25 protein-coding genes are annotated in these 24,675 nt (G+C 71.6%); 6 read left to right on the forward strand and 19 right to left on the reverse strand.

The annotated features are described in order from the left end of the window. The first annotated feature begins 108 nt into the window (after positions 1-108). The 3 genes from E1266_RS37935 to E1266_RS12560 are packed head-to-tail and all read left to right on the forward strand — an operon-like array spanning position 109 to position 1,996. Positions 109-798: a DUF4352 domain-containing protein gene (locus E1266_RS37935; RefSeq protein ID WP_165966058.1), complete on the forward strand. Its 690-nt coding sequence runs from the start codon at positions 109-111 to the stop codon at positions 796-798. Beyond that, positions 795-1,400: a hypothetical protein gene (locus tag E1266_RS37940; RefSeq protein WP_165966059.1), complete on the forward strand. Its 606-nt coding sequence runs from the start codon at positions 795-797 to the stop codon at positions 1,398-1,400. Before E1266_RS37935 ends, E1266_RS37940 begins: the two co-directional genes overlap by 4 nt. After that, the gene (locus E1266_RS12560) at positions 1,397-1,996 is read left to right on the forward strand and encodes a hypothetical protein (RefSeq protein ID WP_132046519.1); all 600 of its coding nucleotides are present in this window, start codon (positions 1,397-1,399) and stop codon (positions 1,994-1,996) included. Before E1266_RS37940 ends, E1266_RS12560 begins: the two co-directional genes overlap by 4 nt. On the opposite strand, the gene E1266_RS12565 is transcribed toward E1266_RS12560, so the two are convergent. The 9 genes from E1266_RS12565 to E1266_RS12605 all read right to left on the reverse strand — a co-directional run bounded on the left by E1266_RS12565 (position 1,884) and on the right by E1266_RS12605 (position 8,224). Then, on the reverse strand, positions 1,884-3,185 hold the full coding sequence (locus E1266_RS12565) for a hypothetical protein (RefSeq protein ID WP_132046520.1): 1,302 nt from the start codon (positions 3,183-3,185) through the stop codon (positions 1,884-1,886). The genes E1266_RS12560 and E1266_RS12565 overlap by 113 nt on opposite strands. Before the next feature lie 120 nt (positions 3,186-3,305). Then, a complete protein-coding gene (locus E1266_RS12570) occupies positions 3,306-3,614 on the reverse strand; it encodes a DUF1416 domain-containing protein (protein WP_132046521.1) in 309 nt (102 codons plus the stop codon). Between the two features lie 89 nt (positions 3,615-3,703). Next, positions 3,704-4,543 carry a sulfurtransferase gene (locus E1266_RS12575; protein ID WP_132046522.1) on the reverse strand — a complete coding sequence of 280 codons (840 nt, stop codon included), beginning with the start codon at positions 4,541-4,543 and terminating at the stop codon, positions 3,704-3,706. Beyond that, positions 4,540-4,977, reverse strand: a complete 438-nt coding sequence (locus E1266_RS12580) for a DUF4395 domain-containing protein (RefSeq protein ID WP_132046523.1) — start codon at positions 4,975-4,977, stop codon at positions 4,540-4,542. Before E1266_RS12580 ends, E1266_RS12575 begins: the two co-directional genes overlap by 4 nt. A gap of 378 nt (positions 4,978-5,355) precedes the next feature. After that, on the reverse strand, positions 5,356-5,790 hold the full coding sequence (locus E1266_RS12585; RefSeq protein WP_132046524.1) for a thioredoxin family protein: 435 nt from the start codon (positions 5,788-5,790) through the stop codon (positions 5,356-5,358). A gap of 71 nt (positions 5,791-5,861) precedes the next feature. Continuing rightward, positions 5,862-6,587 (reverse strand): zf-HC2 domain-containing protein, encoded by a 726-nt coding sequence (locus E1266_RS12590; RefSeq protein ID WP_165966060.1) that lies wholly within the window; start codon positions 6,585-6,587, stop codon positions 5,862-5,864. After that, entirely contained in the window at positions 6,584-7,099 is a 516-nt protein-coding gene (locus tag E1266_RS12595; RefSeq protein WP_132046526.1) for a sigma-70 family RNA polymerase sigma factor, read from the reverse strand. Before E1266_RS12595 ends, E1266_RS12590 begins: the two co-directional genes overlap by 4 nt. A gap of 45 nt (positions 7,100-7,144) precedes the next feature. After that, a complete protein-coding gene (locus tag E1266_RS12600; RefSeq protein ID WP_132046527.1) occupies positions 7,145-7,852 on the reverse strand; it encodes a DUF2993 domain-containing protein in 708 nt (235 codons plus the stop codon). A gap of 111 nt (positions 7,853-7,963) precedes the next feature. Next, a complete protein-coding gene (locus E1266_RS12605; protein ID WP_132046528.1) occupies positions 7,964-8,224 on the reverse strand; it encodes a MoaD/ThiS family protein in 261 nt (86 codons plus the stop codon). A gap of 220 nt (positions 8,225-8,444) precedes the next feature. Here E1266_RS12605 and E1266_RS12610 point away from each other — a divergent pair, with 220 nt between their 5' ends. Beyond that, positions 8,445-9,161 carry a response regulator transcription factor gene (locus E1266_RS12610; RefSeq protein WP_132046529.1) on the forward strand — a complete coding sequence of 239 codons (717 nt, stop codon included), beginning with the start codon at positions 8,445-8,447 and terminating at the stop codon, positions 9,159-9,161. A 10-nt stretch (positions 9,162-9,171) separates the two neighbouring features. Here the strand turns inward: E1266_RS12610 and pstB are convergent, their stop codons facing one another. The 5 genes from pstB to mshD form a co-directional block, all read right to left on the reverse strand. Beyond that, the gene (gene pstB, locus E1266_RS12615) at positions 9,172-9,948 is read right to left on the reverse strand and encodes a phosphate ABC transporter ATP-binding protein PstB (protein WP_132046530.1); all 777 of its coding nucleotides are present in this window, start codon (positions 9,946-9,948) and stop codon (positions 9,172-9,174) included. 37 nt (positions 9,949-9,985) lie between these two features. Next, positions 9,986-10,897, reverse strand: coding sequence for a phosphate ABC transporter permease PstA (gene pstA, locus E1266_RS12620; RefSeq protein ID WP_132046531.1), 912 nt, complete (start codon positions 10,895-10,897; stop codon positions 9,986-9,988). Then, positions 10,894-11,874: a phosphate ABC transporter permease subunit PstC gene (gene pstC, locus E1266_RS12625; RefSeq protein WP_132046532.1), complete on the reverse strand. Its 981-nt coding sequence runs from the start codon at positions 11,872-11,874 to the stop codon at positions 10,894-10,896. Before pstC ends, pstA begins: the two co-directional genes overlap by 4 nt. Before the next feature lie 104 nt (positions 11,875-11,978). Next, positions 11,979-13,082 (reverse strand): phosphate ABC transporter substrate-binding protein PstS, encoded by a 1,104-nt coding sequence (gene pstS, locus E1266_RS12630; protein ID WP_132046533.1) that lies wholly within the window; start codon positions 13,080-13,082, stop codon positions 11,979-11,981. 278 nt (positions 13,083-13,360) lie between these two features. Continuing rightward, the gene (gene mshD / locus E1266_RS12635) at positions 13,361-14,224 is read right to left on the reverse strand and encodes a mycothiol synthase (protein WP_243718387.1); all 864 of its coding nucleotides are present in this window, start codon (positions 14,222-14,224) and stop codon (positions 13,361-13,363) included. Positions 14,225-14,327: 103 nt separating this feature from the next. Here mshD and E1266_RS12640 point away from each other — a divergent pair, with 103 nt between their 5' ends. Beyond that, a complete protein-coding gene (locus E1266_RS12640; protein WP_132046535.1) occupies positions 14,328-16,013 on the forward strand; it encodes a bifunctional metallophosphatase/5'-nucleotidase in 1,686 nt (561 codons plus the stop codon). A 255-nt stretch (positions 16,014-16,268) separates the two neighbouring features. Here the strand turns inward: E1266_RS12640 and E1266_RS12645 are convergent, their stop codons facing one another. The 5 genes from E1266_RS12645 to E1266_RS12665 form a co-directional block, all read right to left on the reverse strand. After that, the gene (locus E1266_RS12645) at positions 16,269-17,474 is read right to left on the reverse strand and encodes an inorganic phosphate transporter (protein WP_243718386.1); all 1,206 of its coding nucleotides are present in this window, start codon (positions 17,472-17,474) and stop codon (positions 16,269-16,271) included. Beyond that, a complete protein-coding gene (locus E1266_RS12650) occupies positions 17,471-18,088 on the reverse strand; it encodes a DUF47 family protein (protein ID WP_132046536.1) in 618 nt (205 codons plus the stop codon). Before E1266_RS12650 ends, E1266_RS12645 begins: the two co-directional genes overlap by 4 nt. A 358-nt stretch (positions 18,089-18,446) precedes the next feature. Next, the gene (locus E1266_RS12655; protein ID WP_021597037.1) at positions 18,447-18,638 is read right to left on the reverse strand and encodes a hypothetical protein; all 192 of its coding nucleotides are present in this window, start codon (positions 18,636-18,638) and stop codon (positions 18,447-18,449) included. A 244-nt stretch (positions 18,639-18,882) separates the two neighbouring features. Beyond that, positions 18,883-22,893 (reverse strand): hypothetical protein, encoded by a 4,011-nt coding sequence (locus tag E1266_RS12660; RefSeq protein WP_132046537.1) that lies wholly within the window; start codon positions 22,891-22,893, stop codon positions 18,883-18,885. Between the two features lie 124 nt (positions 22,894-23,017). Continuing rightward, positions 23,018-23,539 (reverse strand): gamma carbonic anhydrase family protein, encoded by a 522-nt coding sequence (locus E1266_RS12665; RefSeq protein ID WP_132046538.1) that lies wholly within the window; start codon positions 23,537-23,539, stop codon positions 23,018-23,020. A gap of 260 nt (positions 23,540-23,799) precedes the next feature. Between E1266_RS12665 and E1266_RS12670 the strand changes: the two genes are divergently transcribed. After that, positions 23,800-24,675 (forward strand): DivIVA domain-containing protein (locus E1266_RS12670; RefSeq protein WP_132046539.1); only part of this gene is annotated, 876 nt, incomplete at its 3' end.

Here is a 24,675-nt window from a genome sequence, read left to right on the forward strand (position 1 = left end):
CGTTTGCGGACCCAACGACTGTAGACGATCCGCGCCGAGCGGAGGGAGCCGTCCCCGTCGCCGCGGCTCTCCGCCGCGGGAGGGCCGGCAGGGTTTACCATCTGGCGGGTGCACTCGAATGAACCGGTTCCTCCGCCCGGAGGGATCGGCGGGGAACGGGGACGGCGCGGGTCGGCGCGGCGCTGGCTGGTGCCCGCGTGTGCGCTCGGGGTGCTGGCCGTCCTCGTCCCGGTGCTGTGGGTGGCGGGCGGGCTCAAGGAGAGGCCGGCGCAGCCGGTGAAGAAGCCCGGTACCGCGCTGAACCTCGGCCTGTTCACGGTGACCGTCCGGGACGCGCGGATCGGGCTGGCCCAGGAGGGCTTCGGGGGCGCGCAGGAACGCTTCCTCATCGTTCGGATGAGCGTGGAGAACAAGGGCAAGGAGACCGAACCGCTCGGCATCGGCGGCCTGGGCGATGGCGTGGTCGCGCTGACGAGGACCGGTAAATGGGTCCAGCCCGAACGGGTCGAGGGCGTCGCCGCGGGCGCCGATACGGACGTCGTGCAGCCGGGGCTGCCGGTCGAGGCGTCCGCCATGTGGAAGATGGGCCCGGCGGACTCCCCCGAGAAGCTCACCGTGGGCCTGCGGGCATGGAAGTACGAGCACGGCTTCACCGACGAGGAATTCAACTGGATCGTCCAGCGTGAGGGCGATGCCCTCGTCGGGCGCCTCACCCTGGCGGTGGCGCCGATGAGCGTGGCGCCCCGGCCTCCGCAGGGGACGCCGCCCTCCCCGAGACCGACCGTGAGCGGCTCATGAACGTGCGGCAGGTGCTCCTGAAAGGCGGTGCCGGGCTCGGCGGGGCGGTCCTGCTCGCCGGAGCGATGTGGCTGCACTCGCTCATACCGGAGCTCAGGGCCACGGAGCTGGACCCGATCCGGGACGGCGGCGAGGTCGGCGAAGAGGTCCGCAACCGCGACTTCAGCGTGCGGGTGGAGAAGGTGGAGGCGGCGCGGTCGCTCGCACCGAGCCTCTCGCTCGGCGACCCGCCCCCGGTCGGAACCGAGGGGATCTACCTCGTCGTCCGGTTCAAGGCGACGAGCCATCGCGAGCCGCTGGAGCTGAGGACGGCGCAGCTGGAGACCCCCGGCGGCTACGTCTATCGGGAAGGTCCCCGGCCGGGCGCCACGTCCGCCGGGGCCCGGCCGACGTTCCAGCCCTTGATCTGGACGTCCGCGGCGTACGTGTTCGAACTGCCGAAGCAGCGACTGGAGGGGGCGCACCTCGTCGTCGGGCCGGGCGGGCTGCTGCCGCAGCTGTCCGCGGAGGCGGACATCGACCTCGGAATCACCCGTGAACGGGCGAACGAGCTGGTCCAGGGCGCCGCCCAGGGATACGACCTCAAGGCGGGCACCCCATGACTGTTGCGGACACTTCGCCCGACCTGTTCCCTCCGATCCGGCCTGAGTCCAGTGCGGCGCGGGAGCCCCGGCTGCGTCCCCTGGAGAGGCGGGTCATCCAGGCGGTCGCGCTGCTCTGCGCCGTCTCCGGGCTCCTCGCCGTGCAATGGGTGGACGAGAAGAACAACGTCGAGAAGAACCTGAAGCCGCCGGAGAAGGTCGTCAGCGTGCAGCCCGAGACGGTCGGCGAGTTCCTCGGCGCGCGGTGGATGGCGCTGAAGCGCGAGACGGCTCAGCCGCTGGCGAGCGGTGCGCAGCAGGGCGACGTGACGGAGCTGCGGTTCACGATCGGCGTCCGCCCGGACGACGCCGCGGCCGCGAAGCTGGTCGGGGGGTACGGCCTCGGCTACCGGTTCGTCGACGGCGAGGGCCGCCACTGGTCCGCCGACGGCACGGTCGTCGGCGCCCGGCGGCCGCAGCAGGGCGTCTCGTCCCTGATCACCGTCAAGGGGACGGTGCCCCGCGCGAAGGCGGACGCGCTGAAGCTGGAGATACAGGCGCCGAAGGCGTCGCGGAAGGCGGGGGACCCACTGCTTTCGCTGCGTTTCGAGCGGTGACCCTCGCCATCACGAGGTTGAACGCCGCCGCCAGCAGGCAGACCCGCAGGACCTCGAAGACCAGCCCCGCCGCGAATCCGACGAACGGCAGCACCTGGATCCACCACGTCACCTCCTGCGGGCCGATGACCTCGTAGGCGATGCGGCGGGTGGCCTCCTCGCCCACGTCCAGGCCGGCGAACAGCACGCAGAACGTGGCGAACGGCATCATCCCGGACCGGCGGACGAGCCGCAGCCCGAACCAGGCGGGCAGCCACATCTCCCGGAAGCCGCGGGTGAGGATCTCCCGGACGCTGTTCACCCGCTCGATCCCGCCGGCCCGCGCCAGCCGCCGCGCCGCGCGGCTGCGACCGAGCACGACCCGCTCGTCCCCGGCGTCCAGGCCGAGGATCACGCCCGCGATCACCAGCAGGATCAGCGCGCCGAGCACCGCGTCCTTGAACGGCGGCCACAGGCCGAGGGCGGGACCCGCGGCGTCCGTGACCCACGCCCACGCCTGCCGCGCGGTGATCCATTCGGTCACCGTGCGGCGCAGGTGGTCGACGGTGAAGATGCCGAACAGCGCGAACTGGACCTCCAGGAAGGCGACGAGGGCGCCGACGGAGCGCGGGAGCCGCTCCTCCAGCCGCCACTCCGCCGCCACCTTCAGCACGAAGAGCCCGGCGGTGAGTCCGATCGCGAGGCCGACGTGCTTCTCCAGCGACAGCAGCATCTCCATGGCTTCGAGCTGCCCCTGGAGACCGCCCTCGCTGAGGCCGCGGCTCGCGGCCTGCCCGGCGAACTCCCGGGCGTCCTCGGACTGGCGGCCCCACGCAAGGTAGAAGATCACGAACGGGAGGGCGGCGCGGCCCATCGCGCCGACGACCGACTCCTCGTTGCCGACCGCCCACGGCGTCAGCTCGCCGTCGGACTCGCGGGCGTGCACGACGTCCAGGCCCTCGCGGACGCTGTGCACCATCAGCACCGTGACCGCCAGCGTGATCACCACCAGCAGGCCGATGGTGGCGATCGGCGCGATCGTCGCGGCCGTGCCCTTCATCGAGCCGAGCCGGTACCCGCCGTACATCACGCCGTAGCGGAGCAGCTCGCCGACCGTGAACCACAGGGCGAGCGGGACGACGAAGCGGCCCGCGAGCTTCAGCGTGGCCCATGGGAGCAGCAGCGGCGACCGCCGGGACAGTCCTAACATCGCGCTGATCGTACCGACCCGCCGCACCTGGAGGTGCTTTCCCCCTGTGTCGCGGAAACGACGGACCCCGCCGTCCGCGTGCTGCGGACGGCGGGGTCCGGAAGCGGCCCGGAGGCCGGGTCAGATCGCGACCTCCAGGCCGGCGACCTCGCCGGTCCGGGCCGTGACGGTGTTGTCGACGCTCACGCCGCCGGCCGCCAGGACGCGCACGGTCCAGTCGCCGTCTGCGGCGAAGAACCGGAACACGCCTTCGTCGCCGGTGACCACCTCGGCGGTGAACTCGCCGGTCGAGTCGAGCAGGCGGGCGTAGGCACTGCACACCGGGGCGCCGTCACGGGTGACGGTGCCCTGGATGACGGCCTCGTTGGTGAGGTCGACGGTCGCCGGAAGATGCGCCGTCTGCTCGGGCGCTGCGCAGCCCTGGGTCATTGCTCCTCCATCTCCGTGGGCACGGAAGATCTCTGCCGCCGGGGTGGCGGGGCCGGTGGTTGCTCGGCCGGTGGTTGCTCGGCCGGTGGTTACTTGGGGGCGCCGAGCTCGATCGGGACGCCGATGAGCGAGCCGTACTCGGTCCAGGAACCGTCGTAGTTCTTCACGTTCTCCAGCCCGAGCAGCTCACGCAGCGCGAACCAGGTGTGCGAGGAGCGCTCGCCGATGCGGCAGTAGGCGATGGTGTCCTTGCCCAGGTCCACGCCGGCCTCGGTGTAGAGCTTCCGGAGCTCCTCGTCGGACTTGAACGTGCCGTCGTCGTTGGCCGCCTTCGACCACGGGATGCTGCGCGCGGTCGGGACGTGCCCGGCCCGCTGCGACTGCTCCTGCGGCAGGTGCGCCGGGGCGAGCAGCTTGCCGCTGAACTCGTCCGGGGACCGGACGTCGATCAGGTTCTTCTTGCCGATCGCGTCCACGACCTCGTCGCGGTAGGCGCGGATCGACAGGTCCTGGTCCTTGGCCTTGTAGTCGGTCGTGGGACGCGACGGGACGTCGGTGACCAGCTCGCGGGACTCCAGCTCCCACTTCTTGCGGCCGCCGTCGAGCAGCTTCACCCTGTCGTGGCCGTACAGCTTGAAGTACCAGTACGCGTAGGCGGCGAACCAGTTGTTGTTGCCGCCGTACAGGATCACCGTGTCGTCGTTGGCGATGCCCTTGGCGGACAGCAGCTGCTCGAACCCGGTCTTGTCGATGAAGTCGCGGCGGACCGGGTCCTGCAGTTCGGTCTTCCAGTCGATCTTCACGGCGCCACGGATGTGGCCCTTGTCGTAGGCGGAAACGTCCTCGTCGACCTCGACGAGAACCAGACCGGGTGCGTCCAGGTTGGACTCAACCCAGTCGGTGTCCACCAGGACGTCTGAGCGGCTCATGCAGGAACCTCCCTTTCGGAACGAAATTTCGCAGTGATACGTCGCAGTAGCGGGTGGATCTCGCAGCCGAGGCAGAACCCGAACGCCGCGTTCAGGAACGCCGCCGCCAGCGCGAGGGCGGTGGCACCGATGCCGAGCCAAGTGGCGCCCGTCACGTATCCGACCGTTCCCACCAGGGCGAACACCATTCCTACCCCCTGCGCGAAGCGGGGTGCGGCGGCGTCCTCCAGTTCCCTGGGCGGGGCGAGCCGGGGCCGTATCAGCGCCTTGAACGCCAGTCCGTACGGGGCGTACCGGAGACCGAAGAGGGTCGCGACGGCGAACACGACGGCCTGCGCGGCGAGCAGCGCCCAGCTTCCGGTCGCCAGCACCACGACCAGGACGATCGTCGTGACGGCCGCGCCGAAGCGGGGCCCACGCGGGTCAACCTGCATCGGGGTGCTCCTGGCGGAGTGGAAGCGTGCGTACGAGCTGGAAGTGGAAGGGCTCGGGGGCGGCGGATGGGCTCGAATGCCTCAGGCCGTACGACAGAGCGAAGCGGCCAGGCGGCAGAAGTCGACCGCGCGGCGCTTCGTGAGCATCTGCTCTGTCAAGTCACGCACACCCGAGATAGTAATCCGACAATCCACGTACTGTCACCTCCGTCTCGCGCTCCGAGACAGTGATGTTCGTCTAACCGCAGTTCATCCGAGCGGCGCTCAAGGGATGACCTCCCCCTGCTTGCTGGCCTCGCTACGCTCGGCGGACACGGCCGCCTCGTGCGGCGACTTCCCTCGTCGCTCTGGTCGTTCGTCCCTCACTCCCGCCGCTCCTCAGTCCAGTCGCCGCACGGCCGTGCCCAGGACCGCGATGACGTCGGGCTTGCGGGGGGCGCCGGTGGCGCGGCGGATGATGCGGCCCGTGTCGTCCAGGACGAAGACCGTCGGGGTCCGGACGACGTTGAGGCGGCGGACGAGGTCCAGGTGCGACTCGGCGTCGAGTTCCACGTGGGCGACTCCGTCCACCATCCCGGCGACCTCTCCCAGGACGCGGCGGGTGGCCCGGCATGGGGCGCAGAAGGCGCTGGAGAACTGCAGCAGGGTCGCCTTCTCGCCGAGCTCGGCTCCCATGTCGTCCGGCCGGATGATGTCGTCCACCTCGTCTCCGCTTCCCCGGCGCGGGCGCAGCACGCCGGAACGGCGCCGCCACAGCAGCCCGAACACCGTGGTGGCGACCAGCACCGTCGCCGCTGCCCATAGACCCGTCATCGTCAGCGACAACCGTTTCGGACGCCCGGTTCTTCCGCGGGCTCCGATCGCCGCGTCATCAGGTGGCGGTGTCAGGTGGGGATCGTGAGGAGCGGCTGCCCGTCCAGGCCGACGATCTCGAACGAGAACAGCTGCCCCCGCGGGAACATCGTGGAGCCGCGGTACTCGCCGTAGCCCTCGTCGTACGGGACGTACCAGCTGCCGAGCGCGTCCCGCCGGCCGTCCCGCGCGATCACGAGCATCCGGCAGTGCGACCCCTTCGGGACGCCCGCCAGGTGCAGCTCGACCTCGGTGCCCCACTGCTTCCTCCGCAGCAGCACGTACCCCTTGATGTCGGTCGCGGGGTTCTCGGCGGCGATCCGCTCGACGTCGCCGCTGGAAGCGGACGGCGCCGGGGACGGCGGCGCGGACGAGGCGGGCGGCGCCGCGGTCTCCTCCGCGCCGAACGGCAGCAGGAAGCCGCCGAACAGGGCGCCGACGGCCAGCAGCAGGCACGCCGCGGCGGCGAGCGGGGCCCAGCGGGCGGCGCGCCGGCCCCGCGGCCAGGGCCGGCGCCGCCGTTCGGCCGCGCGGGTCAGCAGGCCGTCCAGCAGTTCGGGCGGCGGCCCTGCGAGCTGGTCGAGCTGCGACTCCTCGACCCGCCCGAGCATCGCGGGGAGGCCGGCCAGCCCGGCGAGCTCGTCGCGGCAGGCGGGGCAGTCCGCCAGGTGGCCCTCCACCTGGGACCGCTCGCCCGAGTCGAGCGCGCCGAGCACGTACGACCCGAGCGCGTTGCGGACTTCCGAGCAGCCGTTCACGGCGCCATCCCCCGCTCCTCCAATGCGAGTTTGAGCGCCCGCAGTGCGTAATAGGTGCGGGACTTCACCGTGCCGGGCGGGATGCCCAGCGTCTTCGCGGTCTCGGCGACGGACCGGCCCCGGTAGTAGGTCTCCACCAGGACCGCCCGGTGCGGCGGGCTCAGCCCGGCCAGCGCCTCGGCGACCGTCCAGGACTCCAGCGCCCGGTCGATGTCGTCGGAGCCGGACGCGGTCATCACGAGCTGCTCGTCGATCCACGTCTCCGGGGGCCGCGCGCGCTTGGCGCGATGCGCGTCCACCACGAGGTTCCGCGCGACCGTGAACAGCCACGGCCGGACGGGACGCCCCGCTAGCGCCTCGGGGTGTTTCCAGGCGCGCAGCAGCGTCTCCTGCACGACGTCCTCGGCCTGCGTTCTGTCCCCACCGGTCAGCCGGAGGACGTACCCGAAGAGCGGACCTCCGTGCTCGCTGTACAGGGCGCGCAGCAACCCCTCATCCGCGGTGGGACCCACACCACTGACACGTACGCCCGGCCAGACCGGTTCAGACGCCCCGGATCATTTCTGCACCTGCTGGAGGTCGTTCAGCTTGACGTTCTGGGCCGTGGCGCCGACGCGGACCCCGCCCTCCGTCGCCCGGACCTCGCTGATCTTGGCGCCGAGGGGCAGCGCGGGGACCTGCACGGTCCAGGTGAGCTGGCGCTTCAGCGCCGCGAGCGGGATCTGCGGCCCGCCGTCCGACTTGACCGAGACCGGGCTGACCGCGATGCCGCGGGCGGTCGGCTTGAGCTCGACGACGCCGCTGCCGGCCAGCCGGAAGCCGAGCAGGCTGCCCTCGAGGTCGACCGCGAGGTTGTCGCCCTGCGGGGAGAGCCGCTTGACCTCGCGCGGCGCGTTCTTCTGGATCAGCGAGTACGGGACGACGGCGGACACGGTCGCCGTCCGCGCGGTGACGTTCGCGGTATTGCCGCCGGCGACCTCCGACAGCGGCGCGGCCACGCCCCGCATGTCGACCCTGACGTCGGTGACGGTCACGCCCTGCTCCGTCCAGTCGCCGATGGCGATCTCGATGTGGTCGTACTCGCCGCCGACGACCTGGGTGAGGAAGGGGATGCCGTGGATCGTGACGTCCGGCTGCCGCGTCAGGTCGGTCTGCGCCGCGACCTCCTGGGCGATCCGGTCCTCCGCGATCCGCACGCCGATCCTGTCCGCGGCCACGACTCCCACGACCGCCAGGAGCAGCAGCACCACGAGTACTTTCCGCATGTATCTCCTTCAACCGGCGACATACGGTCGCCACACCATATGCGCGGATACCGCACAGCGCGTCACACCGGCGGATGACCTGAAAGTTCGGAAGATCATCCCATTGTGATATCAACCACCGGCAAAAGGCGGCAGAACCTCCACAACGCCGCCCTCGGGCAGCTCCACCGACTCGTGCGGCCGGCTCCCGACCGGGTCCCCGTCGATGAGGAACGAACTGCGCGCGACGACCCTCCGGAACTCGTCCCCGCGCCCGCCCCGCGAGGTCGCGGCGGTGAGCGCGGCGGCCAGCGTGCCGGCGTCGTACGGCTCCTCGTGCGTGCCCGCGGCGGCCTTCGCGGCCGCCCAGTACCGCATCGTCCCCTTGGCCATGTCCCCAATCTCTCATTTCCGGTGGGTTGCCGTCCCGACCCGGCCACCCCCTTGGCTACCGGGCACACTCCGTTATGCTCGGGGGAAGGGATCCGGGCAACGAGGCCATGGAGTTCATTCGAATACCTCCCATGGCCGCCTCGTCCTTGAGCCGTCGGCCGTGCCGGGGCTTGAGGGTGAGCCGCCTGGATCCTACGTGTTTGTGGACGGGAGGCGGCATTTGAGCGGCTTGCTCTTGCTGACCAACGCGCTGGAACCCTCTGACGAGGTCCTGCCCGCGCTCGGGCTTCTTCTGCACTCCGTGCGCGTGGCGCCCGCCGAGGCGTCCGCCCTGATCGACGCTCCACCCGCGGACATCGTCCTGGTGGACGCGCGCCGCGACCTGGTCCAGGCCAAGAGCCTGTGCCGGCTGCTGCGGACCACCGGGCTCGACTGCCCGCTCCTCGCCATCGTCACCGAGGGGGGTCTCGCCGCCCTCAGCCCGGAATGGGGCCTGGACGACGTGCTGCTCCAGTCCGCCGGCCCCGCCGAGGTCGAGGCCCGGCTGCGGCTCGCCGTGGGCCGCGCCGCCGCCGGCGAGGCCGAGGAGGTCCCGGGCGAGATCCGCAGCGGCGACCTCACGATCGACGAGGCCACCTACACCGCCCGCCTCCGCGGCCGGATCCTCGACCTGACCTTCAAAGAGTTCGAGCTGCTGAAGTACCTCGCCCAGCACCCCGGCCGCGTCTTCACCCGCGCCCAGCTCCTCCAGGAGGTCTGGGGCTACGACTACTTCGGCGGCACCCGCACCGTGGACGTGCACGTCCGGCGGCTGCGCGCCAAGCTCGGCGCCGAGTACGAGTCCCTCATCGGAACGGTCCGAAACGTCGGCTACCGCTTCGTCCCCGACCACCGCCCCGGCGGCGACACCGAAGAGAAGACCCCCGTACGCACCTGACCGTCGGGCCTTATCCGAAGCGGCCGGTGATGTAGTCCTCGGTCGCCTTCTGGTCCGGGTTCGTGAAGATCTTGCTGGTGTCGTCGATCTCGATGAGCTTGCCCGGCTTGCCGGTTCCGGCGATGTTGAAGAAGGCGGTGCGGTCGCTGACCCGGGCGGCCTGCTGCATGTTGTGCGTGACGATGACGATCGTGTACTGCGCCTTCAGCTTGTCGATGAGGTCCTCGATGGCGAGGGTGGAGATGGGGTCGAGCGCGGAGCACGGCTCGTCCATCAGGAGGACCTGGGGCTGGACGGCGATGGCGCGGGCGATGCAGAGGCGCTGCTGCTGGCCTCCGGACAGACCGGCGCCGGGCTTGCCCAGGCGGTCCTTGACCTCGTTCCACAGGTTGGCGCCCTTGAGCGACTCCTCGACGATGTCGTCCAGCTGGCTCTTGCGGCGCACCCCGTTCAGCTTCAGGCCCGCGGCCACGTTGTCGTAGATGGACATCGTGGGGAAGGGGTTGGGGCGCTGGAACACCATGCCGACGAGGCGGCGGACGGCGACCGGGTCGACGGCCGCGTCGTAGAGGTCCTCGTCGTCCAGCATGACCTTGCCCTCGACGCGGGCGCCGGGGATGACCTCGTGCATCCGGTTGAGCGTGCGCAGGAAGGTGGACTTGCCGCAGCCGGACGGCCCGATGAACGCCGTCACCGAGCGCGGCTCGATCGTCATCGAGATGTCCTCGATGGCGTGGACCGCGCCGTAGAAGGCGTGCAGTCCGGAGATGTCGATCCGCTTGGCCATGGGGTCGGTGGTCCTCTCTCTTCAGGTCGGCGGCCGGTCAGCGGCTCTTGGCCGCGGTGCGCCGGGCGACCAGCCGGGCGACCAGGTTGAGCAGCATGATGATCCCGATCAGGACGAGCGCGCCGGTCCAGGCGCGGTCGATCGAGTTCTGGTTGGGGTCGGCGGCCTGCTCCCAGATGAACGTGGGCAGCGACGCCTGCGGGCCGTTGAACGGGTCGTTGTTGATCGCCTTGGTGAAGAAGATCGTCAGCAGCAGCGGCGCGGTCTCCCCCATCACGCGGGCGACGGCCAGCATCACGCCGGTCACCATCCCGGTGAGCGCGGTCGGCAGGACGACGAAGCAGACCGTCCGCCAGCGCGGCACGCCGAGCGCGTAGGACGCCTCGCGCAGGTCGTTGGGGACGAGCTTGAGCATCTCCTCGGCGGCGCGCGTCACGGTCGGGATCATCAGGATCGTCAGGGACAGCGCCCCGGCGAGCCCGGAGTAGTCGAACCCGAGCGTCAGCAGCCACAGCGCGAGGACGAACAGGCCCGCCACGATCGACGGGATGCCCATCATGACGTCCACGGTGAAGCTGATGATCTTGCCGAGCCGCCCGTTCCCGGCGTACTCCACCAGGTAGATGGCGGTCAGGATGGACAGCGGGACGGCGATCGCGCTGCAGATCGCGACCTGCTGCAGGGTGCCGACGATGGCGTGGTAGGCGCCGCCGCCCGGGTCGCTGCCGCTGACCGCGTTCATCGAGAACTGGAAGAACGTGGGGTCGAGGCGTTCGAGGCCGTTGACGACGACCGTCCACAGCACCGCCACCAGCGGGACGACCGCCAGCGCGAACGCCAGGTAGACCAGGCCCTGGACGCTCCGGTCCTTGACCTTCCGGCCGAGCGAGACCGAGGTCAGGCTCGCGCCCCCGCCGGTGGGCGGGCCGGTGGTGGAGAGGGTGGTCACACGAACTCCTTCCGCCGTGCGACGACGGCGCGGGCCGCCATGTTGACCAGCAGGGTGATGACGAAGAGGACGAGGCCCGAGGCGATGAGGGCGCCGCGGCCGGTCTCGGTGGCCTCGGCGAAGCTGTTGGCGATGTTCGCCGCGAAGGTCGAGCCGCCGTTCTCCAGGATGTGCCAGTTGATGCCGGGCACGAACGTCAGCACCATCGCGACCGCGATCGTCTCGCCCATCGCGCGGCCGAGGCCGAGCATCGAGGCGCCGATCATGCCGGACCGGCCGTACGGCAGCACCGACAGCCGGATCATCTCCCAGCGGGTGGCGCCGAGCGCCAGCGCGGCCTCGATGTTGGGCCGCGGGACCTGCAGGAACACCTCGCGCGAGATGGACGAGATGATCGGCAGGATCATGATGGCCAGCACCACCGAGGCCGTGAAGATCGAGTTCTTGCCGGGGCTGTCGCCGCCGAACAGCGGGAACCAGCCGAACGCGGCGTTGAGGAACCCGCTGACCTTGTCCATGTGCTGGGCCAGGAAGATCAGCCCCCACAGCCCGTACACGATGCTGGGGACGGCCGCGAGCAGGTCGACGACGTAGCCGAGCCCGGACGCCAGGCGCCGCGGCGAGTAGAACGAGATGAACAGCGCGATGCCGATCGCGACGGGCGTCGCCATGAGCATCGCCAGCAGCGAGGACATCGCCGTCCCGAACGCCAGCTGCGCGATGCCGAACCGCGGCGGCTGCGCGTTCGGGTTCCACTCCTCGGTGGTGAGGAAGCCCGCCTCGTTCTCCTGGAGCGCGGGGACCGCCTTCCAGACGAGGAACGCCGCGATCGCGGCGACGATCGCCAGCACGGTGATCCCCGAGCCGCGGGCCGCGCCCGCGAAGATCCGGTCGCCGGCGCGGCCGGTGCTCATTGCGGTGCCGGCGGTTCCGGCGCGGCTTCCGGCGCGGGCCTCGACGCCGGTCTCGGTGGTCATGGGGGTGCCTCCTTCGATCACGTCCGCGGAACCCGGGGCGGCCCCGCCGCGGGACCCCTTCCTGGGGCCGCCGGCGGCGGGGCTGCGGGTGGTGTCGTCCGGTGTCAGGACAGGGCCTTCACGGACGCCTGGACCTTCGTCAGCACGCTCTCCGGGATGGGCGCGTAGCCGTGCTCGGTGAGGATCTTCTGGCCGTCCGCGCTGGAGGTGTAGGCCAGGAAGGACTTCACGAACTCGGCCTGCTCGGCCGGCAGTCCCTTCTCACACGCGATCTCGTACGTGACCAGGACGATCGGGTAGGCGCCCGGCTCCTTGGTCGTGTAGTCGATCTCCAGCGCGACGTCGTTGCCGGTGCCGGTGACCTTCGCCCCGGCGACGGCCTTGGACGCGCTGTCCGGCGACAGCTCGGTGAACTCGCCGGCGCCGTTCTTCACGTGCGCGGTCTGCAGCTTGTTGTTCGTCGCGTACGACATCTCCACGTAGGAGATGGCGCCCTCGGTGCTCTTCACCTGGCTGGTGACGCCGTCGGACTTCGCGGCGCCCTGGCCGGTGGAGTTCGGCCACTTCTTGGCGGACTCCCACGTCCAGACGTCCGGGACGGTCTTGTTCAGGTACTCGGTGAAGTTGTCGGTGGTGCCCGACTCGTCCGACCGGTAGACCGGCTTGATCTCCGACGAGGGGAGCTGCGCGCCCTCGTTCTCCCCGGCGATCGCGGGATCGTTCCAGGTCTTGACCTTGCCGGAGAAGATCTTCGCGATCGTCTCGGGCGACAGCTTCAGCCCGTCCACGCCCGGCACGTTGTAGACCACGGCGACGGGACCGACGACCATCGGCAGGTTCAGCGCGGGGCTGCCCTGGCAGCGCTGCCGCGCCGCGCCCGCTTCCTCCTCGTCGAGCGCCGAGTCCGAGCCGGCGAAGGCGACCTGGCCGCTGGTGAACGCCTGGATGCCCGCCCCCGAGCCGCTCGGGTTGTAGTTGAGGTTGGCACCGACGCATTCGGCCGCGTAGAGCTTGGTCCACTCCTCGATGGCGTTCTTCTGCGCGCTCGATCCGGCCGCGTTGATGCTGCCCTTCGCGCAGTCGATGGTGCCGGAGGGGGCACTCCCCGGGCTCGTCGTGGTGTTGGCGTCGCTTCCGCAGGCGGTGAGGGCCAGCGCCCCCGCGACGACCACGCCGCCCAGAGCGGCAAGTCGGGAACGGTTCTTCACCGGAGGGTCTCCTCTTAGTTCGTCAGCGGGTCCCCCGGCCCGGTTCTGGCCCGCTCGCCAGCGCCGGGGTTCGCCGTCGGTTTTGACGCTAAGCAGGCGAAGTGACCAGCCGCCCTGATCCAGGTGAACGGAGGATGAACGAGGATGACCAGACCCGCGAAGAATGCCCCGATTTGCCGTGTACGCCGGGTTAACGGCGCAGCTCAGACCGTTAAAGTCCAGGTCGAATCGGGGTCATGCGGAAACGGAGACCTGACTGCGAGGCAACGAGCGCTCGGTCAGGACGCCGTGCTGTACATGACGTCCACGGCGTAGCGGGTGAAGCCCAGCGACTCGTAGAGCCGGACGGCCGCGGTGTTGGACTCGTCCACGTAGAGCATGATCTGGTCGAGACCGGAGTCGCGCAGATGATGCAGCCCCACCAGCGTGAGGGTGCGCCCCAGCCCGAGGCCCTGCGCGTCGGGGTCGACGCCGACGACGTAGACCTCGCCGATGCCGCCCGGGTGGGTCTTGGTCCAGTGGAAGCCGGCGAGGCGGCCGTCCCGCTCGGCGAGGAAGAAGCCCGCGGGGTCGAACCAGCTCTCCCCCTCGCGCTCGTGGACGTCCTCGATCGTCCACGCGCCCTGTTCGGGGTGGTCGGCGAAGGCGCGGGAGTTGACGTCGAGCCACGCCCGCTCGTCCGCGCCCGGCTCGAACGTGCGAATGGTGACCCCCGGGGCGACCCGGGGCTCCGGCAGCGGATCGGCCGCCGGGCGGCGCAGCTGGAGGAGCACCCGGACGCGGGTCATGCCCTCGGCGGCGGCGAGTGCGGCGGCGGCGGGCAGGTCGCCGTGCGCCCAGACGCGGAGGGGTCCGCCCGCCTCGGCGCGCAGCGCCCGCAGCAGCGCCCGGCCGTGGCCGCGGCGCCGGTGCTCCGGATGGACGACCAGCTCCCCGGCCGCGGGCTCCCCGCCGGCCGCCGGGTCGAGATGCGCGTACGCGACGATCCCACCGTCGGAGATCGCCATCCCGGTGCGGCCGCCGCGCAGCGCGAGCAGCGAGTGCTCCGACAGCGGCCCGGCGCCGTCGGCCTCCGCCGCCGCCCCGGCCAGCTCCAGCGCCTCGGCGATCTCAGCGTCCCCAAGCGTCCCGCGTGCTCGCAGCTCACTCACGATCAACACCCTAACCGCGAGCCTGATCAAGTTGTCACAGAAACGTCACCGGGCCGCCGGGAACCGTATGCCGGACGCGCTTACCGTCCGCTGCATGACTCGACGACGCACCATCCTGGCGTGCGCCGCGGCCGGGCTGACGGTCATCGCGCTGACCGCGCAACCCGCCGCCGCACGGCCCGCACCTACAGCGTCTGTGAAACTACTGGCCCTGAACGACTTCCACGGCAACCTCGAACCGCCCTCCGGCAGCTCGGGGCGCGCCATCAACGAGAACGGCGAGACCGTGGACGCCGGCGGCGCCGCCTACGTCGCCGCCCACATGAAGCGGCTTCGGGACCGCAACACCCTCACCGTCGCCCAGGGCGACCTCATCGGGGCCACGCCGCTGATCTCCGCCGCGTACCACGACGAGCCCTCGGTGCAGTTCCTCGGCGACATCGGCGTCACCGCGTCCGCGGTCGGGAACCACGAGTTCGACGAGGGCTACCGGGAGCTGCTGCGCATCCAGCACGGCGGTTGCCACCCCGAGGACGGCTGCTCCCCCGAGGGCAAGTGGCGCGGCGCGAAGTTCGACTACCTCTCCGCCAACGTGCTGAAGAAGCAGGGCCACTGGAAGCGCCCCCTCCTGAAGCCGTGGACGATCCGCAACGTCAACGGCGTCCGCGTCGGCTTCATCGGCGTCGTCACCAAGACCACGCCGAGCATCGTCACCGCGGAGGGCATCAAGGGCCTGGAGTTCCAGGACGAGGTCGAGGCCGCGAACCGCGCCGCCCGCGAGCTGAAGCGCCGCAACGTCCGCGCGATGGTCCTGCTCGTCCACGAGGGCGACCAGGTGAACGCGGGCCAGCGGCCCGACGCGTGCGGCGTCGTCCCCGGCGCGGGGTCGCGCATCGCCGAGGAGGCCGACCCGGAGATCGACGTGGTGCTGTCCGGGCACACCCACCAGCAGTACGTCTGCTCGGTCCGGGACCCGAAGGGCCAGCCGCGGCTGTTCTCGTCCGGCTCGTCCTTCGGCCGGGTGATCACCGAGGTGAACCTCGAGGTGAACCGGCGCACCGGTGACATCGTCCGGTCCTCGCTGCGCGGCGACAACCACGTCGTGACCCGCGACGTGCCGCCGGACCCGAAGACCGAGCGGTTCGTCCAGACCTGGAAGGACCGCGTCGCCGACATCGCGGACCGGCCCATCGGCAACATCACCGCCGACATCACCCGCACGCCGTCCCCCTCGGGCGAGACCGCGCTCGGCGACCTCATCGCCGACGCCCAGCTCGCCTCGATGCAGGACCTCGGCGCGCAGGTCGCCCTGATGAACCCGGGAGGCGTCCGCACCGACCTCACCTATGCGGCGAGCGGCGCGGAAGGCGACGGAGTCGTCACCTACGGCGAGGCGTTCGCCGTACAGCCGTTCAGCAACGTGATGGGCGTCGTCTCGCTCACCGGCGCGCAGCTCGACGCGCTCCTCGAGCAGCAGTGGACGGACGCGGGCGAGAAGATCCTCCAGCCCTCGGCCAACCTGAACTTCACCATCACCCGCGCGAACCCGGTCGGCGACCGCGTCTCCGCCATCACCATCGGGGGAACCCCGATCGACCCGGCCGCCACCTACAAGGTCGCGGCGAACAACTTCCTCCTGGGCGGCGGCGACGGCTTCACCGTCTTCACCGAGGGCACCGACCAGGTCCTGGGCCCGATAGACCTGGACGCCTTCGTGGCCTACTTCCAGGCCCAGGGCACCCTCTCCCCACCACCCCTGAACAGAATCTCCGGCCAGTAGAACCGCACAGAGAGAACGGCCCGCCGTCCCCCCAGACGGCGGGCCGTTCCACGCAGAGGACTCCAGAGGGGCAACACCCCCTTGGAGACGACACCAGCCGACCCCACGGGTCGTGCGGCCGGAGCGAGTGCAGCGAGCGCAGGTCGCACGACCCGACGCACGGCGCGCCGTTTCACGAGACGCGGAGCGGATCGGGAAACGGCGCGCCGTGCGCAACGGGGGTTCCAGGGGGTCGCCCCCCTGGGCAAACACAGATCACGCGCCGAACAGGTGCACCACGAAGTACACGATCGCCGCCACCGCCGCCGCCATCGGCATGGTGAGGACCCAGGCGGTGATGATGTTGCCCGCGACGCCCCAGCGGACGGCGGAGAGGCGCTTGGTGGCGCCGACGCCCATGATGCAGGACGTGATCGTGTGCGTGGTGGAGATTGGAGCGTGCCAGATGTACGCGGTCGCGTACAGGATCAGGGAGGCCGTCGATTCCGCGGCGAACCCCTTCGGGGGATCGAGTTCGATGACCCTGCGGCCCAGCGTCCGCATGATCCGCCAGCCGCCGGCGTAGGTGCCGAGGGCCAGGGCGGTCGCACAGGCGAGGATGACCCACAGGGGGACGGTCTCGCCGGTGGCGTGGCCGGTGGTCACGAGGGCGAGGACGATGATGCCCATCGTCTTCTGCGCGTCCTGGAGGCCGTGCCCCAGCGCCATCGACGCGGCCGACAGCGACTGCGCGATGCGGAACCGGCGGCCGACGCGGCCGGGGTTGGCGCGGCGGAAGATCCACAGGATGGCGACCATCACCATGTAGGCGAGGCAGAACCCGGCGATGGGCGAGATCACCATCGGGATGGCGACCTTCTCCACGACGGTGCCCCAGCTCACCGCGGACGCCGACGCGACGCCCGCCCCGACCACGCCGCCGATCAGGGCGTGCGAGGACGACGAGGGCAGCCCGAAGTACCACGTGATCATGTTCCAGGTGATCGCGCCGAGCACGCCGGCGGCGACCACCGTGAGGCCGTGCAGTCCGGTGGGCGGGGTGATGACCTCGCTGACGGTCTTGGCGACCTCGACGCCGAGGAGCGCGCCGATGAGGTTCATCACGGCCGCCATCAGCAGCGCGGCCCGCGGTGTCAGCGCCCGGGTGGACACCGATGTCGCGATGGCGTTGGCGGCGTCGTGGAACCCGTTGGTGTAGTCGAAGACCAGGGCGATGACGACGACCAGGATGAGGACGGCGGTCTGCGCGTCCTGCCGCAGGCCGAGCGCCCCGGAGACGACCACCGCCAGGATGCCCACCAGCAGGAACGGCCAGAACCTGGCCGGGCCGCGGCGGACCTGCTCGCCGAGCGTCGGATCGGCCCCCGGGGGGTCCTCCTTGGTGAGGACCGCCCCGACCATCCCGCCTTCGGCGGAGTCGGCGGGGCGCGGGGATCCGGGTGGTTCGTCCCGGACGCTCATGATTCCTTGACCGAGATCGTCTCGACCGTGTTGGCGACGTGCTCGAACGCGTCGGCGGCGTCCTCCAGCCGGTCGATGATCTGCTTCAGCTTCAGCACGGTCAGGGTGTCGTAGTCGCCGCTGAACAACTGCGCGAGCAGCTTGCGGTAGACCTGGTCGCCCTGGTTCTCGAGCCGGTTGATCTCGATCCAGTACTCGTTGAGCTCCTTCATCGAGCGCAGCCGCGGCATCGCCTCGGCGGTCAGCTCGGCGGCGCGCTCCAGCACCTCCACCATCGCGACGACGCCCTTGGGGAACTCGTCGATCTTGTAGAGGACGACGAGGTCGGCTGCCTCTTCCATCTCGTCCATCACGTCGTCGATCGTCGAGGCCAGCCGGTAGATGTCCTCGCGGTCGAAGGGGGTGATGAAGCTTTCGTTGAGCCGACGCATGATCGCGTGGGTGCATTCGTCGCCCGCATGCTCGCAGGCGCGCATCTTCTCGGCGATGGCCGGCCGGTCGGCGCCGTCGCTGATGAGCTCTACGAGCAGCCTGGCGCCGGTGACCAGGTTGTTCGCCGAATCGGCGAACATGTCGTAGAAGCTGTCCTCACGCGGCGTGAGACGCAAGCGCACGTCATTCTCCTGAAGTGCCGGAACAGTCCGCAGAGGATCGTAGGCGCAACCAGCCGTAAAAAGAACCTTTGCCCCAGCTTTGGCTGGTGCCCACCATCCTCTCACCTACGAGATTGCCGTAGATCACCAGGTACCTACCCAGTGTGCAGGTCCCTATCTGCAAGGGGTCGCGCCATCTGGCGCCCGTGGAGGGGGCTGCCCGGCCGGCCAGATGCCTCATGCGTGAGATTCATTACAACGTTCCGTCCGGGCCACCCGTCGCGGTGGGGCCAAAAACGCGAACCGGGGACGCCGTATCGGCGTCCCCGGTGCACTGCGCGTAACGGCTCGGTGGCCGGGGGATTGCTCCCCGGGCCGCCTAGTCCTGTGGCGTCAGCTCGCGACGACCGGCTTCGTCGGACCGTACCCCGAGCACCATGTCGATCTCCGCGACGGTGAGCGGCCGTTCCGCCGCCGCCACCGCGCTGAGCATCTCGGCATAGAGTTCGATCTCGTCCAGCGCAACACGGTCGTGGACGCGCAAATCAAGGTTCTGGCGCACCGCGTCCACCTCCGTTCGTTCCCCACACCCAAGTCGAGGCTACGCGTCCGGCCCTGTTGGGCACATGACCCATGCGGGCCATTCGAGGGCCACCCCGACCCTGTCAATCCGGGGACCCCCACAGCCCTCCGGATGGCCGGTCACGGGTCCTCCGGGGGAACGCCCCGGGCCGGCGCCGGCCGTCCTCCTAGCCTTCCCGGGCGGTGTCCGTCTGATACCTCCGCCCCGCGGGCGGAACGGGCGGACGGGCGGTTCAGCCTCCGGGGCGGAAGTCCCCGAGCATCTGCTCCAGGGGCGTCTCGGGCAGGTCGCGGGCCGTCAGCCGGGCCACCGTCGCGGCGTTGACGTCGGCGCCCGCGAGCCGGGCGGCCTGCCGCGCCACCGTCTGCTCGAACAGGGCCCGGACGGTGCGGGCGTAGGCGAACTGCGGGTCGTCGCGCAGCCGCTCGAACCGGCTGAGCAGTTCGACGCGCAGCTCCTCGTCCAGCATGTAGAGGTCGCGTTCGGCGTAGCTCTGGAAGAGCCGGACCATGTCGCGGTCGCCCATCCCGGTGAACTCCAGGATCCGGCCGAACTCGGCGCGGAAGGCGGGATTGCCGGCGAGGTAGCCCTCCATCTCCGCCGCCGGGCTGGAGCAGACCACCAGGAAGCGGCCCATCCCCTGCCCCTGGCCGCCGCCCGGGTTCATGCGGCGGAGCAGCTCGTCCACCACGGCCGGGCTGCGGTCGAGCCGGTACGCCTCCTGGATCAGCAGCACGCCGCCGAGCGCCTGCTCGACCATGCTCCCCACCCGGCGCTCGGTGTCGATCCGGTCCCGTCCGGCCAGGTGGACGGGCCGGCAGGCGACCACGTGGCCGGAGCCGAGCAGTCCGAGCGCCGCGTAGACGCCGCCGACGAGGCCCGCCACGGTCGTCTTGCCGGTGCCGGACGGCCCCACGAAGATCAGGTGCCGCGTCTCGCCGCCGGCGACCCCGTACCTGGCCCGGTCCGCCGCGAGCCTCGCCTCCTCGGCCAGCTCGTGCACGGCGGCCTTGACGTCCTCCAGCCCGGTGAGCTGGTCGAGCTGCCGCAGGTAGCCGCCGATGTCGCCGGGCGGGCGCAGCGCCGGCTCGATGCCCTCGGCGACGCCCGCGAGGTCGTCGGGGGTCAGCACGAGCCGGTCGTGGGACGCGCCCGCGCGCTCCATGTTCCGCTGCGCCGCCTGGTCCAGGTACGTCTCGACCAGGCGCGCGTTGACCAGGTCGCCCGGCCCGCGGAGCCGGTTCAGGTCCTCCCGGACGACCTCCAGCGCCGCGGCGCCGATGGTGACGCGCCGCTCGTCGGCCAGCAGGTGCAGCAGCGTCATCCGGTTGTCGAGGTCGCTGAAGTCGGGCAGCCGGTGGACGCGGAACGCCTGCACGAGCTTCGGGTGCTCCTGCAGGAGGCGCCGGTAGGCGTGCGGCTCGCAGGTCGCGATCACCGGGGTCGTGTTCACCGGGTCGCGGCGGGCCCGGCGGACCGCGCCGACGACCGCCGCCGGGTCGGGCGCGTCGTTGATCGCCGCGTCCAGCCGCTCGAACAGGATCACCGGGCCCGGCTGGGACAGGAGCTGCCCGATGCGCTCGGCGGGGGCGTCCCGGACGTCCTCGGCGTCGTGCGCGCGGATCGATCCGTCGCCGAGGCCCGCGTTCGCCAGCGTCAGCGCGATCATCCTGGCCAGCCGGCGCTGCCCCGAGTGCGGGCCGCCGACCAGGAGCGCGCCCGGCAGCCCGGACCCGATGGAGCTGGGCGCGCCGTCCACCCGGGTCTCCTCGATGGCCGAGCCCGCGGGCGCGTTCCACTCCTGGGCCTGCGCCCGGAGGTCGCCCAGGAGCGGGGCCGCGTCGTGATCGCCGTAGACGAACCCGAACCCGAACCGCTCCAGAACGCGGCGCGTGCTGCGGTCGCTCGGGGGCGGGATCTCGTGGACGGGCTGCTCGGGCGAGGGCGTGTCGTCCAGGAAGTCGAAGTCGCCGACCATCGTCTTGGACATGATCTTCGTGCCCGGCGGCGGCGCTCCGGGCGGGGCCGGGTGATCCACGGGCGTGTCCTCCGGCGGGAGGTCGTCCTCCAGGTCGCCGGGGCCCAGGATGCGCGTGCCGGGCGGCCCCTGAGCGGGCGGCGGCTGCCGCACGGGCGAGGCGGGCGGGCCTTGCGGCACATCGTCCTCGACACGCGTGGAGTACGGGTCGAACGCCGTGGGCGCCGCGGGCTGGACCTGGTGCCGGGCGGGCGGCGGCTGCGGTTCCGGCTCCGGCTGCGGAACCGGCGGGACCGGGCTCGGCGGGGCCTGCCGGGGAGGAGGCGCCTGCTGCGGAGGAGCGGCACCGGCCGGCTGGTAACCGAGTTGCGTGTAGGGCGGCATGAGGTTCTCGTCCTGGTCCTGCTCCTCCGGAGGGGAGTATCCGGCGGGCTGCGGGGACGAGGCGGGCTGCTGCTCCCGCGCCGGAACCGGCGGCGGGGCAGGGCTCTGCATCTGGGCAGGGCTCTGCATCGGTGCGGGGCTCTGCATGGGGGCCGGACGCTGGAAACCCAGTTCTGTGTAAGGCGGCGCGGCGTTCTGGTCGTCGCCGCCCTCCCCGGCGGGCGGAGGCGGCGCGGACGCGGCGAACGCGGCCTCCTGCCCCTGCCCCGGTCCCGGCGGCGACGGCGGCTCGTACGGCGGCGCGGCGGCACCGGGCGCGTCCTCCCGGCCGGGCTGCGCGGGCGGCTGGACGAACGGGCGGTCGGGCTCGGACGGCGCCCCGTGCGGCTGCGGGGACGCGCCGGGCGCGACCCCGGGCTGGCTCTGCATGCCGACCATGGGCGAGGGCGCCGGGTTGGGCGGCGGCGTCACGGTCGGCGTGACGGCCGTCGCACGGGCCCGGCCGCGGCCGATGATCCCCGCGATGGTCGCGGTCGGGACGGGGAAGCCGCGGGGCCGGGCGGGCATCCCGCCGAGCCGGCACCAGGCCAGGTCGACCTCGTACATCGCCGCCAGCAGCGACTCCGCGCCCGAGCCGGAGCCGGCCGCCGAGCGCAGCGGTTCGGGGAGGCGCATGTCCTGCGGCCACAGCCGGCGGAGCGGATGGCCCTTCTGCTCCGACACCGCCTGCACCGTGTAGCGGATCTCAGGGTCCAGCCAGGGGACGATGTTGCCCACCATGTCCTTGCGGACGACGTCCAGGTCGGCGGCGAGCAGCGCGGCGGCGACGAGGCGGGGCTCGATGTAGGCGGGGTCGACGGGATCGCCGGAGAGGTCGGCGACCAGCTCACTGAGCGTGTAGAAGGCGTGCCGGAAGTTGTCCCCCGGCGAGCTCTCGTTCCGCAGCGCGGGAACCAGGTTCGGCGGGCAGCGGGTCAGCCACTGCTGGACGATCGCCTGGTCACCGTAGGGCAGCGCGCCGTAGTCGACGGTCGGATTGGCGAGCGTGGTGCCGAGGATCGCGAGCAGCGCGTCCGCGCGGGCCTGGTACCGGACGTCGTCGCGCAGCGCGCTGGCGACGGCCCACATCGTCCGCAGGACGACGACCGCCGCGTCCACCCGGCTCGCCCGAAGGCGCTCCGCGTAGAGGCCGACCAGCGTCTCCAGCGCGGGCGGGGTGAGCCAGCGGGGGCCGTCCACCTCCGGGAGGGGCTTGGCCCGGTACGGCTTCCAGAGGTCGAGCATCTGCGGGTCGAGCCGCGAGTCGAACACCGGCGCGGACGCGCACCACAGCATCACGCCCCAGGCGGCGACCACGGTGGAGGGGGTGCCACTGCCGAACTCCGGCCACCAGTGCGGGTACTCGGGCGCGGGCAGCGCCGCCGCCGACTCGACGGTCGAGCGGACCCGCGAGGACACCTCGGTCGCGAAGCCGTGCCCGACGAACGTCAGGCCGCCCGGCGGGTCGTAGGAGAAGTCGGGCCCGGCCGGGACGACGTGCGGCGGCAGGTTGGGCACCTGGCCGGGGGCCTGCTGCGCGGGCCGGGCCGCCATCCGGACGGCGGGCGTGCGCGGCGGCGGGCACAGGTACCACTGCCCGTCGGACGGGTGCAGCCGGTACCAGCGGGCCCACGCGCCGAACAGCCACCAGGTGCCGTCGGGCAGGGCGAGCATGCGGCCGCCGATCGCGTGATGGCGTTGCTGAGGAGGCGCCGACGGCCACCACGCGGCGGCCACCATCGCCCTCGTGTCCCGCTCTGCCTCCGCGAACGGATCCTGCCCCATCTGGGGGCTGGGCGGCGGAGCACTGCCATAGCCCGGTCCCCACACCACGATCGTCATCGTAGTCAGCCGAAGCCCGCCGGGGCGCCCCGCACCGGCTCATTCGCCGCATGACCGCAGGTCGGCGCGGCAGCAATCCGAACCGGACGGCCGACCGGATCCGGCGGTCACCCGCGTTCGGCGGTCACTGCCACTCGGCGGTGCGGTGCCGCCGGGCCTTCGCGACGTACACCTCCGGGGTGTGCTGCAGGACGAGCCGGTCGTCGTCGGTCAGCTCCCGGACGATCCGGCCCGGCGTCCCGGCGACGAGCACGCCGGACGGGATCTTCTTGCCGGGCGGCACGAGCGCGCCCGCCGCGATCAGCGTCCCGGAGCCGATCCGGGCGCCGTTCAGGACGATCGCGCCGATCCCGATCAGCGAGCCGGTCTCGACGTGGGCGCCGTGCACCATCGCCTTGTGGCCGAGGCTGACCCGGTCCTCCAGGACGGCGGGCATCCCCGGGTCGGCGTGCATGCAGCCGAGGTCCTGGATGTTGCACTCTTCGCCGACGATGATCTCCGCGTCGTCGCCGCGCAGCACCGAGCCGTACCAGACGCTCGACGCGCGGCCCAGCGTCACCCTGCCGACGACGACCGCGCCGGGCGCGACCCACGCCTCGGGGTCGATCTCCGGCCGCTCCTCACCCAACGATCCCACGTAGCTCATGCGGCCGATGCTAGGCGGCGTGCCGTCCGGTACCGGACGGCACCCCCGGCGCGCGAAGTTTGGGCGGATTGGATAGTTTGTCGGGCCTACCCAGGTGAAGAAACGGCAGCGAGAAGCGCGTTCCGGTTGCGCGAATGGGGTGGACCGGACGAGAGTCGTTCGTACGTTTCCACATGCGGACCCGCCGACAGGCGGGTGAGGATGTTATCGCGACCGACCCTGACGGGGTGATGGCCCCGCCAACGACCCCCCAAGGCACCATGAGCAACGAAGCCGAAATCCTGCCGAATCTCCTCCAAGATGAGTCCTTCGAGATCGTCATGCGCGGCTACAACCGCCGCCAGGTCGACGACTACATCGCCCGCGCCCAGCAGAAGCACCGCGAGCTGGAGGCGCGGCTCGCCCGGGCCCAGGACGACGTCGAGCGCATCCGGCGCGAGATGGCCGAGCTGCGGGAGGCGCGCAAGCCCACCGGCGACGACCTGAGCGACCGGCTCCGCCAGATCATCAACCTCGCCGAGGACGAGGCCCAGGACAAGGTGGCCCAGGCGGAGGCCAAGGGCTCGGAGATCCGCAAGGACGCCGAGCAGGAGTCCAAGCGCATCATCGACGACGCCCGCGCGCACGCCGAGAAGAACCTCACGCAGGCGCAGGACAAGGCCGAGTCCGTGCTGGCCTCCGCCAAGAAGGAGTCCGAGAGCATCCTGTCGGGCGCCAAGCAGGAGGCCGAGCAGACGGTGAGCAGCGCGCGGCTGGAGGCCGAGCGCACCCTCACCGCGTCCGAGCGCCGGGCGAGCGTGATCAACGAGGGCGCGACGCAGCGCCTGACGTCGCTCACCAAGAACCACACCCAGGCCCTGCAGCGGCTCACCGAGATCAGCGAGACGCTGCACCGGCTGCTGACCGCCGAGAACGAGGCGGGCCCGCTGGAGAAGATGGTCGAGGACGCCGTCCGGCAGAGCGCGCCCCGCAAGCAGCAGCCCGCGCAGGCCCAGCCGCCGCAGGCACCGCCCGCACCGGCCCAGCCCGCGGCCCCGCAGGCCGCGCCCGCGCAGCCCGCGCAGGGGCCCTCCTCCGGCACGCAGCCCGCGGCCGGTCCGAAGCCGATCCCGCCCGCGCCCAAGCCGGCCCAGGCC

The sequence above is a fragment of the Actinomadura sp. 7K534 genome (genome assembly GCF_004348575.1).
GTDB lineage: Bacteria > Actinomycetota > Actinomycetes > Streptosporangiales > Streptosporangiaceae > Spirillospora > Spirillospora livida.